This window comes from Streptomyces sp. NPDC001668, assembly GCF_042893155.1.
Classification (GTDB): Bacteria; Actinomycetota; Actinomycetes; order Streptomycetales; family Streptomycetaceae; genus Streptomyces.
The window spans coordinates 1-12,215 of sequence record NZ_JBIAUQ010000001.1 but is presented as its reverse complement, the minus strand read 5'-3'; the positions used below and the strand labels follow the sequence as shown (position 1 = coordinate 12,215).

Below are 12,215 nucleotides of genomic sequence, written 5' to 3'. Positions count from 1 at the left end.
CCCTACCCCTCCCATGCCTGAAGGAGGAACGCCTCCCATGTGTGAGCACTGCGAGGACTTCCACCGCACCGTGATCCTGCTGGGCTCCCTGGCCCTGTACGCCGACACCCTTGGCGCCGACGCCGACCAGGTGTTCATCGAGACCGTCGGCCCCTCGCTCGCCGCGTCCCTGCCGGAGCCGCCGCCCGGCCTGTTCCCGCCCGGCTACGACCCCACCGACGGCCCCGAGTACCCCGGCGAGGGGTGGACGCCGTGAGTGCCGCGAAGAAGCCGACCACCCGCCGCCGCGCGAGCGTCGCCCCGAAGCCGCAGCCGGTGAAGTGCCCGACCTGCAACGGGACCGGCGAGGTCTCCCGCACGGTCCGCGTCGGCCGCAGGCAACGCCCGGTCGGCCAGCAGACCGGCCTGTGCCTGGCCTGCCTCGGCTCCGGCGAAGCCACCGACTGAACCCGCCCGGGCGGAGCGGCCGGACAGCGCTCCCCGCCCGCCCCGGCCCAACCCCCCTGAAGGAGGTGAAGACATGACCCGCTCGATCCGCCCCGATGCCGTCCTGGTTCAGGCCGTGATCGCCGGAGCCTTGTCCTTTGCCCACCTGCACGACCTCGCCGCCGCGGCCGGGCAATCCGGCTGGAAAGCCTGGGCCTACCCGATCAGCGTTGACCTGCTCCTGGTGGCCGCCTGGCGTCGGCTCCGCTCGGACGGCCCGTCCCGCCTGGCCTGGTGCTGGTTCCTGATCGCTCTGATCGCCTCGCTGGGCGCCAACGTCGCCACGGCCGGATTCCTCGACCTCGACCACCCGCCCGCTCTGCTCCGGCTCGGCGTCGCCGGTTGGCCTGCGCTGGCCTTCCTCGGCGGCACGCTCCTGGCCCACTCGCCGACCACGGCCGGGGACCGGGTGCCGGTTCCGCCGGCACCCGCAGCCCCGGCCCCCGCACCGGATATCGAGCCGGTCTCCGACCCCGCCGCGCCGCCTGCTCCGCTCGCCGCGGCTGAGGACACTCCGGCCCTGCCCGCTTCCGACCCGGCCCCGGCCGTGCCTGCCGCGCTGGTGGCTCATGCCCGGAAGGTCGCCGACGACCACCGCGCCCGGACCGGTTCGCCGATCGACACCGACACCCTCCGTGCTCGCCTCGGCGTTCCCGCCCCGATGGCGGACACCATCGCTGCCCAACTCACCTGAGAAGAAAGGAACTTCACCCATGGGCCTGTATCAGATCTGGAACGAGATGCACCGCGTCGGCACCACCGCGATCGGCGGCGGACCCGACCGCAGGACCGGCGAGATGAAGTACGTCGCCGCCTGCGAAGCCGAGGACTGCGGATGGTCATCCGCCTACGACTCCTACGAGGCCGCCATGGTCGCCGCCCGCGGCCACCGCTGCCCCGTCCGCTGAGACCCGAAGGGAGATCAGCTCATGTCCGTGCCGCTGTGGTTCTTCATCGCCTGCCTCGGCGTGGTCGGCGTCAAGCTCATCCGCCCGCCCTGGTGGCTCGTGATCGTCCTGCTGATCGGCGGCTACCTCCTCGCCGACAGCTTCCTCGCCCCCGCCATCGACACCGCAACCAAGTAAGGAGACCCCGCCATGATCCGACCCAAGATCCCCGTCAACCCGGTCCCGACCGGGCTCAGCACCCCGCCCGCCGTCATCCAGCCGACCAGCATCACGCCCGGCAGCGCCGTGCCGCCGCCCGCCCCGATGGCCCTGGCCCCGGCGCCCTCGCGGCCCACCGTGCAGCTCACCCCCGGCGCGGTCGTCGCCGTCGCCGGAATGGGCACCGCCGTCGTCCTCGTGGTCGGCGCCGTCCTGGTCTCCATGCTCCTCGCCGTCGCCATCACGGGCGCCTCGGTCGCCATCTGCGCCCTGGTCATCCGCTCGATCCTCAGCACCGACACCCGACGCTGACCGGCCCCCGGAGCGGTCCCTGGCTACCAACCTTTCGCCGCTCCGGGCGCCGTCCCCAACCGATCCAATGAACCGGAAGGAACTCCCATCATGACCGGCCACACCCCGGCCCCGCACACCCCGGCGCGGATCTGCCCGAACTGCGACGGCTTCGCCACTGCCGCGGTAGCCTCCGGCACCCGCCACCACGACGGCTCTCGCGTTCTGTTCCGCGTCGACTGCGGCACCTGCCACGGCACCGGAACCGTGCCTCTCCGCCCGCGTCTCAAGGCCGCGGACCTGGAGGCCGCCGCATGACCGACACCGCGACTTTCGCGGGCCTGGACCCGGCCACCCTCGCCGACACACTCAGGGTGGCCGGGTCACCGGGCTTCGACCGCTGGCAAGACCAGATCCGCCGCACGGGCGGCTGCTCCGACCCGATCCACCTGCGCGGCTGGGTCCTGCACAAGGACAAGACGACCGGTGAACTCCTGCACCGCTACACCACCGCAAACGAGCCCGGCGGACGGCTCCGCATCGCGTGCGGCAACCGGCGCGCCTCCCGCTGCCCGGCCTGCGCCTGGACCTACGCAGGCGACACCTACCACCTGATCCGCGCCGGACTCGTCGGCGACGACACCCGCGACATCCCCGCCACCGTCCGCGACCATCCCCGGGTCTTCGCGACCCTCACCGCGCCCTCGTTCGGCCCGGTCCACAACCGGCCCAAGGGCGGCACCTGTGCCTGCGGCACCCGCCACAGTGCCGACGATGCCGCACTCGGTACCGCCCTGGACCCGGCGACCTACGACTACGCGGGCGCGGTCCTCTTCAACAACCACGCAAGCGAACTGTGGATGCGCTTCGCCAACCGGCTCCGCCGCGAGATCGCACGCCGGGCCGGACTCACGCAACGCGAACTCGCCGAGGTCTGCCGGGTTTCCTACGGCAAGGTGGCTGAGTTCCAGAAGCGCGGTGCCGTCCACTTCCACGCTGTGATCCGTCTCGACGGACCCGACGGCCCCGACTCTCCGCCGCCCGCGTGGGCCTCGGTCGGCCTGCTCACCGACTCGGTGCGCGCCGCCGTCCGCCACGCCTACACCACGGTGAGCGTGCCCGCCTCCGGCGACCAGCCTGCCCGCACCTTCAAGTGGGGCCGACAGCTCGACGTACGCCCCGTCAAAGCCTTCGGGGACGGCTCAGAGCTGACCGAACAGGCCGTCGCCTCCTACGTCGCCAAGTACGCCACCAAAGCCGCCGAAACGACCGGCACGGTTGACCGGCGCGTCGGCAACAAGGAAGCCCTGGAGCTCCTCGGCGTCCCCGAACACCCCCGACGCCTGATCGAAGCCTGCCTGGACCTGCACCCGCTCTACCCCGATCGCAAGCTGCGCGACTGGGCCCACATGCTCGGCTTCCGCGGCCACTTCAGCTCCAAGTCCCGCCGCTACTCCACCACCCTCGGCGCCCTCCGCCAGACCCGAGCCGACTACCGCGCCGCCCAAGAACGCCAAGCCCGCGGCCTCGACGACACCGCACCCGACACCGTCCTCGTCCTCGCCGACTGGCAGTACGCCGGACACGGCCACACCCCCGGCGAATCCGCCCTCGCCGCCAACATCCGCCGCGACCTCCAGCACAACCGCGAAACCGCACGCGAAGAACTACCCGCGCTGCTCGAACTGGAAGGAGTCGCCGCATGACGACTGCTCCCACAGAGCTCTTGACGGTGGAGCAGGTCATGGCACGGCTGAAGTACGGCCGAAGCAAGGTCTACGACCTGATCCGTTCGAAGCGACTCGCCTCCTTCACCGAGGGCCGGTGCCGACGAATCCCGGAGAGCGCTCTTCAGGACTACATCCGCACCCAGCTTGAGGAGGCAGCCTGATGCCCCCGCGCAAGCGAAACCCCAACGGCGCAGGCACGATCACGAAGCGGACTGACGGCCGCTACCAGGCAGCGGTGTACGTTCCTCAGCCGGACGGAACCACGAAGCGGAAGTACGCGTACGGCAAGACCTTCGAGGAGTGCGACCAGAAGCGTCGGGAGCTGATCGACCGCGCGAATGGCGGCATCCCGACGCCCACGCGGGACATGACGCTTGGGCAGTGGTTCGACTACTGGCTTGAGATCATCGTGAAGCCCAATCTCGCCCCGAACAGCTACCGGGCGTACGAGCCTGCGGTGCGGCTTCACCTCCGTCCGCGACTCGGCTCGAAGGTCATGCTCAAGCTCGGCGTCAGAGAGCTGCGTACGGCCATACAGGCGCTCGCACAGGACCGAGGAGCCAAGACCGCCAAGAGATGCTTGCGGGTCCTCTCAGCGGCGCTCACGGCCGCCATGGTCGAAGACATCGGGCTGACCCGTAATGTCGCCAAGCTCGTGCACGTCCGCGCGACCACGGACAGCGGTAAGAGCTGGGATGCCGTGGCCGTGCTCCGCTTCCTCGCGGCGGCCCGTCGGCTCACCCCCTACTACCCGGCCTTCCTCCTGATCTGCCTGCTGGGTCTCCGTCGGGCTGAGGTGTGCGGGCTGCGCTGGGAGAACGTCGATCTCGACAACCGGATCGTCTGGGTGGAACAGCAACGGCAGCGCAGCAGCGCAGGCACGATCGACGATGCCGACCTCAAGACTGCGACCTCTAAGGCACCGCTGCCGCTGCCTGCGCAGTGCATCGCTCCCCTGCGCTGGGCGAGGATGCGTACGGCCATGCTCCGCGAGAAAGCGATCAGCAGGGGACGGAACTGGTTCGAGGACCCCGACGCGCATGTGTTCATCACCCGCACCGGTCGGCCGCTCACTCCGCCGCACCTCTTCCTCGTGCTGCAACGGATCATCACGAAAGAGGGGCTCAGCAAGATGAACCCGAAGGGGCTGCGCAAGTCGTGCGGCACGCTCTTGGTTCACCTCCGGGTGCACCCGAGGATCATTAAGGCGATCCTCCGGCACAGCCGGATCGCGACCACTCTGGACATCTACGCTGAGGCTCTGGACCCGGACGTCGTCGAAGCGGTTGGTCAGCTCGATCGGCTGCTTCGGCAACCGGCTCGGATCAGCGAACTGGAGGCCGCATCGGCGCTGGAACCCGCCGCTTGATGTAGCCGTTGGATGTCACGGCCCCTCGCCTCGCGCATCGTCGCAGGCAGAGGGGCCGTTGGCGTCGATGAGGGCGAGAGCATCCCATTCTCATAACAGTGGTGAAGGCAGAGGTGGCACAGGTCACCGACCAGTGACCTTAGTCGTACCGGACGGTCACTGTCTGCCTCGACCACCGCCATGCATGCAAGCCGTCGATGTCAGGCGGAATGCGTGGCCACTCCATCCGGATCAGTCGGCCGTCACCTCCCGGGACCTCGCGCACAACTCGGCAAGTGCCTCGGCCGTCACCGGCGACACCACCCCCTCCTCCGTCACGATCGCCGTCACCAGCTCCGGCGGCGTCACATCGAAGGCCGGGTTGTACGCCTGCGTCCCCAGCGGTGCCACCGGGATCCCGCCGCCCGCCTCGGCGCCGGCCACCGGCACCTGGGGCGCCACGATCTCCGTCACCTCGTGTCCGGGCCGCTGCTCCACCTCGATCGACGCCCCGTCCGGCGTGTCCGGATCCACCGTGGTCACCGGCGCCACGACGATGAACGGCACATGGTGATACCGCGCGAGCACCGCCAGCGGATAGCTCCCCACCTTGTTCGCCACCGAGCCGTCGGCCGCGATCCGGTCGGCCCCGATCAGCACGGCGTCCACCTCACCGGCCGAGAACAGCGAACCCGCCGCGTTGTCGGTCAGCAGGGTGTACGCCATCCCGCTGCGCGCCGCCTCGTACGCCGTCAGCCGGGCGCCCTGGAGCAGGGGACGCGTCTCGTCCACCCACAGCCGCCGCAGCCGCCCCGCACGGTGAGCCGCGAGCGCCACCGCGAACGCCGTCCCCTCGCCGCCCGACACCAGCGAACCGGTGTTGCAGTGCGTCAGGATCCGGTGCCCGCCTCCGGGCAGCAGCTCGTCGAGCAGCGCCAGCCCCCGCTCGGCCATCGCGGCACTGGCCGCCGCGTCCTCCTGGTGCAGCCTGCGCGCAGCCGCCAGCGCCGCCCCGGCCGCCAGCTCCTGGTCACCGCTCCTGCCGAGTTCGGCCCGGTAGGCGGTCTCGGCTCTGCGCACACCGACAGCGAGGTTCACCGCGGTCGGACGGGCGCCCGCCAGCGCGCCCGCCGCCTCGTCCACGTCGAACCCGCGCGCGGCGGCGAGCGCGACCCCGTACGCCCCGGCGATGCCGAGCAACGGCGCCCCGCGCACGGCGAGCGAACGGATCGCCTCCACCAGCGCGGACGCGTCCGTACACACCAGTTCGACCTCCTCGGCCGGCAGCCTCGTCTGGTCGAGAAGCACCAGCACGGGGCCTTCGGGTGGCTCCTCCCAGCGGATCGCCGGTGTCTCGGTGGGCTTGCTGTCCTCGCCGGTTTGCACGTACTGATCAGCCATGCGATCAGTCTGCCCCTTTGCCACCGGAGTATTGAAGGTGCGCAGCCCATACCGCGGCTGGTCCTTCGCCCACCACCCCATGGCACGATGGCTGCCAACCTGCCGCCGCGACCGCGGACGGGCACCGTGAAGGAGCGACGATGAACGACACTCCGGGCTGGGCCTCGCCCGGATCCGCCCCGTCCGACGGACAGGAGCCCGGCACGTCCGGTCCCGCCGAGCCCGCCGCCCGGCCCGACACCGCGGGCCCCGCGCAGCAGCCGGAGGACAACCCGCAGGACGCCGGCTCGAAGTGGTCCCAGGAGCAGCCGCCACCCGCTCAGTGGTCCGCCCCCACCGGCCCGGCCGCTCCCGGCCAGACCCCTCCGCCCCCACCGCCCGGCCCCGGCTGGGGAGCCCAGCCCCCCGCCGGTCCGGCCGGAGGCTACGGCCCTCCCCCGGGCTGGGGCGGCGGCTACGGCGGCTGGGGCGGCCCCCCGCCTGCGGCCAAGCCCGGCGTGATCCCCCTGCGCCCACTCGGCGTGGGCGAGATCCTCGACGGCGCGGTCTCCACCATGCGCACCTACTGGCGCACGGTCCTCGGCATCTCGCTGACCGTCGCCGTCGTGACCGAGGTCCTGGTCATCCTGCTCCAGGGCCTCGTCCTGAACGACAGCGCGGGGACCGAGGCCCTCAACGACCCCAGCGCCAGCGTCGACGAGCTGACCCGCGCCCTGGGCGAGACCATGCTCGGCAGCACCGTGGTCTTCCTGATCTCCCTGATCGGCACGGTCGCCGCGACCGCGCTGCTGACGACCGTCACCAGCCGGGCCGTGCTCGGCAGGCCGGTCACCACCGGTGAGGCCTGGCGCGACGCCCGCCCGCAGGTGCCCCGCCTGTTCGGGCTGATCTTCCTGCTGCTGCTCATCACCTTCGGCGTGCTCGCCGTCGGGGCACTGCCCGGCATCCTCGTGGCCGTCGCAGGCTCGAACGGCGGCGGTATCGCCCTCGCGGTCCTGGGCGTCCTCGGCGCCGGCGTCGTAGCGGTGTGGCTGATGATCCGCTTCTCCCTGGCCTCGCCCGCGCTGATGCTGGAGAAGCAGACCATCGTGAAGTCGATGAGCCGCTCCACGAAGCTGGTCCGCGGTTCCTGGTGGCGGGTCCTCGGAATCCAGTTGCTGGCCGGGATCATCGCGAACATCGTCGCGGCGATCGTCGTCATCCCCTTCACCTTCCTCGCCGCGGCGCTCAGCGGCGAAGGTGTTGGCGGCTTCGTCAACGGCACCGGCGACCTCGGCTGGACGTTCCTCATCATCAGCGGCATCGGCTCGGTGATCGGCTCCATGATCACCTTCCCGATCACCGCGGGCGTCACCGTGCTCCTCTACATCGACCAGCGCATCCGCCGCGAGGCCCTCGACCTCGAACTGGCCCGCGCGGCCGGCGTCCAGGACTACGGCACCGGCCCCACTCCCGGGAGCTGATGCGGTGAACCTGCCGGGGGGAGGAGTGCTCACCATGCTGCGCGCCGGCGACACCTCCGTGCTGTCACTGGCACGGTCCGCCGACGATCCGCCGCTGACGATCCCGCGCGACCCCGCGCGGGAGGCGGCCCGCCGCGAGCTGTCCAAGCGCATGTACCACGAGAACGACCCCAGTTGGTTCCAGCGCGCCCTGGACGCGTTCTGGGACTGGGTCGGCAAGCTGTTCGACACCGCCTCGTCCGCGACACCGGGCGGGCCACTCGGCCTGGTCGTCGTCATCGCCGTCGTGGTCCTGGTCGTCGGCGCTCTGTGGTGGCGCCTGGGCACCCCGCGCCGCGAACCCGCCTCCTCCGCCGCCCTGTTCGACGACCGACCGCGCAGCGCCGCCGACCACCGCGCGGCCGCCGAGGCCCACGCCGCCCAGGGCCACTGGAACCAGGCCGTACAGGAGCGCATGCGCGCCATCGTCCGCTCCCTGGAGGAACGCGCCCTCCTTGACATCCGCCCCGGCCGCACAGCCGACGAGGCCGCCGCGGAAGCGGGCCGCGCCCTGCCCTCGCACACGGACCGGCTGCGCTCCGCCGCCCGGAACTTCGACGACGTCACATACGGCGGCCGCGCCGCGACCGAGCCGTCGTACCACCGCATCGCCGAACTCGACCGCGACCTGGAACACACCAAGCCGGTGCTCACGAACAGCACGAGCGCCACGAGCGGCAGCCACAGCACGGACCGCAACGCCCGCCAGGGAGCCGCCGAATGACCACCGAGGCCACGCTCCCGTCCACCTCGGCCTCGCCCACCGCCCGCCAGGTGTGGACCCGCGCGCGAGGCGTCGTACTCGCCCTCGTGCTGCTCCTCGTCGCCGCCGTGGCGATCGCGGCGATCCGCTCCGGCGAACGCCACGGCAGCCTCGACCCGCGCTCCGCCGACCCCTACGGCAGCCGCGCCGTCGCCGAACTCCTCGCCGGCCGGGGCGTCGACACCCGCGTGGTCACCACCCTGGGCGAGGCACGCGCCGCAGCCGGTCCCGACACCACGCTCCTGGTAGCCGTACCCGACCTCCTGACACACCGCCAGCAGAGCCAACTGCACTCCGCGACCGCCGGCTCCGACGGCCGCACCGTCCTGGTAGCCCCCAGCGGCTGGTCCGTGGGACGACTGGCCCCCGGCATCGTCGCCGACCCCGCCACCAGCCTCGACTCCACGCTCTCCCCCGACTGCGGCCTGCCGGCGGCACAGCGCGCGGGCAGGGCCGACACCGGCGGCATCCGCTACACCGTCACCCACCCCGGCAACGACGAGTGCTACCCCAGCGAGCGCCTGCCCACCCTGGTACGCGTCCCGGCAGCCTCCGGGGACGGCGACACCGTCGTGCTCGGCGCACCCGACATCCTCTACAACGACTCCTTCGACGAGCAGGGCAACGCCTCGCTCGCCCTCCAACTCCTCGGCTCCCGCCCCCATCTGGTCTGGTACCTCCCCTCGCTCTCCGACTCCTCCACCGCCGACCCGGCCGAGAAAAAGGGCTTCCTCGACCTTCTCCCCTCGGGCTGGCTCTGGGGCACACTGCAGCTCTTCTTCGCGGCAGCACTAGCGGCCCTGTGGAGGGCACGCCGACTCGGCCCCCTGGTGCCCGAAAAACTCCCCGTGGCGATCCGCGCCTCCGAAACCGTCGAAGGCCGCGCCCGCCTCTACCGCAAGGCGGGCGCCCGCGACCGCGCGGCCACCGCTCTTCGCTCCACCACCCGCACCCGCCTCGCCCCCCTCGTAGGCGTCCCCGTCGCCCAGGCGCACGCGCCCGAAGCCCTGCTCCCCGCCCTGTCCGCGCACCTCCGCACCGACGGAGACGGACAGCCCCTGCACTCCCTGCTCTTCGGCCCGCCACCCGGCGACGACGCAGCCCTCATCTCCCTAGCCGACCAACTCGACGCCCTCGAAAGAGAGGTACGCCGTTCATGATGGACCCGACCACTGACAACGCCGGGACCACCGAGGCCCCGGACACCGCCCGGGCCTCCCTGGAAGCCCTGCGCGCCGAGATCGCCAAAGCCGTGGTCGGCCAGGACCCCGCCGTGACCGGTCTCGTCGTCGCCCTCCTCTGCCGCGGACACGTTCTCCTTGAAGGAGTCCCTGGGGTCGCCAAAACGTTGCTTGTCCGCGCCCTCGCATCCGCACTCGAACTCGACACCAAGCGCGTCCAGTTCACCCCAGACCTCATGCCGAGCGACGTGACGGGCTCCCTGGTCTACGACACCCGCAGCGCCGAGTTCTCCTTCCAGCCCGGCCCGGTCTTCACCAATCTCCTCCTCGCGGACGAGATCAACCGCACCCCGCCCAAGACCCAGTCGTCCCTCCTGGAGGCCATGGAGGAACGCCAGGTCACGGTCGACGGCACCCCCCGCCTCCTCCCCGACCCGTTCCTGGTCGCCGCGACCCAGAACCCGGTGGAGTACGAGGGCACCTACCCTCTCCCCGAAGCCCAGCTGGACCGTTTCCTCCTCAAGCTGACGATCCCGCTCCCCTCCCGCCAGGACGAGATCGACGTCCTCACCCGCCACGCCGAGGGCTTCAACCCCCGGGACCTCAAAGCCGCAGGCGTACGCCCCGTCGCGGGCCCCGCCGATCTCGAAGCCGCCCGCGCCGCCGTCGCCAAGACCACGGTCTCCCCCGAGATCACCGCCTACGTCGTCGACATCTGCCGCGCCACCCGCGAGTCCCCGTCACTCACCCTCGGCGTCTCCCCGCGCGGCGCCACCGCCCTGCTGGCCACCTCGCGCGCGTGGGCGTGGCTCACCGGCCGCGACTACGTCATCCCCGACGACGTGAAGGCCCTCGCCCTGCCCACCCTCCGCCACCGTGTACAACTGCGCCCGGAGGCCGAAATGGAGGGCGTGACGGCCGACTCCGTCATCAACGCGATCCTCGCCCACGTCCCGGTCCCCCGCTGATGGCCCTCACCGGACGCGCCGCACTCCTCGCAGCCCTGGGTTCCCTCCCCGTCGGCATCTGGGAACCCAGCTGGACGGGCATCCTCGCGGTGAACGCCCCCCTGGCAGTCGCGTGCGCCTGCGACTTCGCCCTGGCTGCACCCGTACGACGGCTCGGCCTGACCCGCTCCGGCGACACCTCCGCCCGGCTGGGCGAGACGGCCGACGTCACCCTGACGGTCACCAACCCGTCCGGCCGCCCCCTGCGCGCCCACATCCGCGACGCCTGGCCCCCCAGCAGCTGGCAGCCCGGCACGGAAGTAGCAGCCTCCCGCCACCACCTGACGGTCCCGGCCGGCGAGCGCCGACGCCTCACCACACGTCTACGCCCCACCCGCCGAGGCGACCGCCAGGCCGACCGCGTGACCATTCGCTCCTACGGCCCCCTCGGCCTCTTCTCCCGCCAGGGCAGCCACAAGGTCCCCTGGACGGTCCGCGTACTGCCCCCGTTCACCAGCCGCAAGCATCTGCCTTCCAAGCTTGCCCGCCTGCGTGAACTGGACGGCCGCACCAGCGTCCTCACCCGCGGCGAGGGCACCGAATTCGACAGCCTTCGCGAATACGTCCCCGGCGACGACACCCGTTCCATCGACTGGCGAGCCACCGCCCGCCAGACCTCCGTCGCCGTACGCACCTGGCGCCCCGAACGCGACCGCCACATCCTGGTGGTCCTCGACACCGGCCGCACCTCGGCAGGACGCGTGGGCGACGCCCCCCGCCTCGACGCGTCCATGGACGCTGCCCTGCTCCTGGCCGCCCTGGCGTCCCGCGCCGGCGACCGCGTGGACCTCCTCGCCTACGACCGCAAGGTACGCGCCCTGGTCCAAGGCCGAACAGCCAACGATCTGCTCCCCTCCCTGGTCAACGCGATGGCCCCCCTCGAGCCCGAGCTCGTCGAGACGAACGCCCGTGGTCTCACGGCCACAGCACTGCGTACGGCTCCTCGCCGCTCCCTGATCGTCTTGCTCACCAGCCTCGACGCGGCGCCCATCGAGGAGGGTCTGCTGCCCGTACTTCCTCAGCTCACCCAACGGCACACGGTCCTTCTGGCATCAGTGGCGGACCCCCATATCGCCCGCATGGCGACGGCCCGCGGCAACACCGACGCGATCTACGAGGCCGCTGCCGCCGCCCAGGCCCAGACGGAACGCCATCGCACGGCGGAGCAGCTTCGCCGCCACGGAGTGACCATCGTCGACGCGACACCGGACGACCTGGCTCCAGCGCTGGCCGACGCATATCTGGCACTGAAAGCGGCCGGGCGCCTGTAGACAAAGAAGGGGGCGCTTGTGGCGCCCCCTTGAGGAAAATGACCCTAAACGCAGAAAACCCCCGTGCCGAATGGCACGGGGGTTTTCCCAAAAATTGTTCGGCGGTGTCCTACTCTCCCACAGGGTCCC

16 protein-coding genes are annotated in these 12,215 nt (G+C 71.5%); 15 read left to right on the top strand and 1 reads right to left on the bottom strand.

Features of this window, described 5'->3' with window-relative positions:
• The first annotated feature begins 37 nt into the window (after nt 1–37).
• From ACFYZ8_RS00080 to ACFYZ8_RS00035, 10 genes are all read left to right on the top strand, one after another.
• A complete protein-coding gene (locus ACFYZ8_RS00080; RefSeq protein WP_388542287.1) occupies nt 38–256 on the top strand; it encodes a hypothetical protein in 219 nt (72 codons plus the stop codon).
• Nucleotides 244–447 (top strand): hypothetical protein, encoded by a 204-nt coding sequence (locus tag ACFYZ8_RS00075; protein WP_388542289.1) that lies wholly within the window; start codon nt 244–246, stop codon nt 445–447. The genes ACFYZ8_RS00080 and ACFYZ8_RS00075 overlap by 13 nt, the downstream gene beginning before the upstream one ends.
• Before the next feature lie 73 nt (nt 448–520).
• Complete coding sequence (locus ACFYZ8_RS00070; protein WP_388542291.1) at nt 521–1,180, top strand: DUF2637 domain-containing protein; 660 nt, start codon at nt 521–523, stop codon at nt 1,178–1,180.
• A gap of 19 nt (nt 1,181–1,199) precedes the next feature.
• The gene (locus tag ACFYZ8_RS00065) at nt 1,200–1,394 is read left to right on the top strand and encodes a mobile element transfer protein (protein ID WP_280845014.1); all 195 of its coding nucleotides are present in this window, start codon (nt 1,200–1,202) and stop codon (nt 1,392–1,394) included.
• A 21-nt stretch (nt 1,395–1,415) separates the two neighbouring features.
• Nucleotides 1,416–1,571 (top strand): hypothetical protein, encoded by a 156-nt coding sequence (locus tag ACFYZ8_RS00060; RefSeq protein ID WP_388542293.1) that lies wholly within the window; start codon nt 1,416–1,418, stop codon nt 1,569–1,571.
• Nucleotides 1,572–1,583: 12 nt separating this feature from the next.
• Nucleotides 1,584–1,904 carry a SpdD-like protein gene (locus tag ACFYZ8_RS00055; RefSeq protein ID WP_388542295.1) on the top strand — a complete coding sequence of 107 codons (321 nt, stop codon included), beginning with the start codon at nt 1,584–1,586 and terminating at the stop codon, nt 1,902–1,904.
• 90 nt (nt 1,905–1,994) lie between these two features.
• Nucleotides 1,995–2,201, top strand: coding sequence for a hypothetical protein (locus ACFYZ8_RS00050; RefSeq protein WP_388542297.1), 207 nt, complete (start codon nt 1,995–1,997; stop codon nt 2,199–2,201).
• A complete protein-coding gene (repSA, locus tag ACFYZ8_RS00045) occupies nt 2,198–3,589 on the top strand; it encodes a replication initiator protein RepSA (RefSeq protein WP_388542299.1) in 1,392 nt (463 codons plus the stop codon). Before ACFYZ8_RS00050 ends, repSA begins: the two co-directional genes overlap by 4 nt.
• Nucleotides 3,586–3,774 carry a helix-turn-helix domain-containing protein gene (locus ACFYZ8_RS00040; RefSeq protein ID WP_388542301.1) on the top strand — a complete coding sequence of 63 codons (189 nt, stop codon included), beginning with the start codon at nt 3,586–3,588 and terminating at the stop codon, nt 3,772–3,774. The genes repSA and ACFYZ8_RS00040 overlap by 4 nt, the downstream gene beginning before the upstream one ends.
• Nucleotides 3,774–4,982 (top strand): tyrosine-type recombinase/integrase, encoded by a 1,209-nt coding sequence (locus ACFYZ8_RS00035; protein WP_388542303.1) that lies wholly within the window; start codon nt 3,774–3,776, stop codon nt 4,980–4,982. Before ACFYZ8_RS00040 ends, ACFYZ8_RS00035 begins: the two co-directional genes overlap by 1 nt.
• Nucleotides 4,983–5,213: 231 nt before the next feature.
• Here ACFYZ8_RS00035 and mtnA read toward each other — a convergent pair whose 3' ends face one another.
• Nucleotides 5,214–6,362, bottom strand: coding sequence for an S-methyl-5-thioribose-1-phosphate isomerase (mtnA, locus tag ACFYZ8_RS00030; protein WP_359030604.1), 1,149 nt, complete (start codon nt 6,360–6,362; stop codon nt 5,214–5,216).
• A 140-nt stretch (nt 6,363–6,502) separates the two neighbouring features.
• On the opposite strand from mtnA, the gene ACFYZ8_RS00025 reads away from it, so the two are divergent.
• Genes ACFYZ8_RS00025 through ACFYZ8_RS00005 form a run of 5 tightly spaced genes read left to right on the top strand, consistent with a single transcriptional unit; the run spans nt 6,503 to nt 12,086 of the window.
• Nucleotides 6,503–7,825, top strand: a complete 1,323-nt coding sequence (locus ACFYZ8_RS00025) for a hypothetical protein (RefSeq protein ID WP_388542305.1) — start codon at nt 6,503–6,505, stop codon at nt 7,823–7,825.
• A 34-nt stretch (nt 7,826–7,859) separates the two neighbouring features.
• Complete coding sequence (locus tag ACFYZ8_RS00020) at nt 7,860–8,588, top strand: DUF4129 domain-containing protein (RefSeq protein WP_359030606.1); 729 nt, start codon at nt 7,860–7,862, stop codon at nt 8,586–8,588.
• A complete protein-coding gene (locus ACFYZ8_RS00015; RefSeq protein ID WP_388542308.1) occupies nt 8,585–9,787 on the top strand; it encodes a DUF4350 domain-containing protein in 1,203 nt (400 codons plus the stop codon). Before ACFYZ8_RS00020 ends, ACFYZ8_RS00015 begins: the two co-directional genes overlap by 4 nt.
• Nucleotides 9,787–10,776, top strand: coding sequence for a MoxR family ATPase (locus ACFYZ8_RS00010; protein WP_359030608.1), 990 nt, complete (start codon nt 9,787–9,789; stop codon nt 10,774–10,776). Before ACFYZ8_RS00015 ends, ACFYZ8_RS00010 begins: the two co-directional genes overlap by 1 nt.
• Complete coding sequence (locus ACFYZ8_RS00005) at nt 10,776–12,086, top strand: DUF58 domain-containing protein (protein WP_388542310.1); 1,311 nt, start codon at nt 10,776–10,778, stop codon at nt 12,084–12,086. The genes ACFYZ8_RS00010 and ACFYZ8_RS00005 overlap by 1 nt, the downstream gene beginning before the upstream one ends.
• Nucleotides 12,087–12,215: the final 129 nt, after the last annotated feature.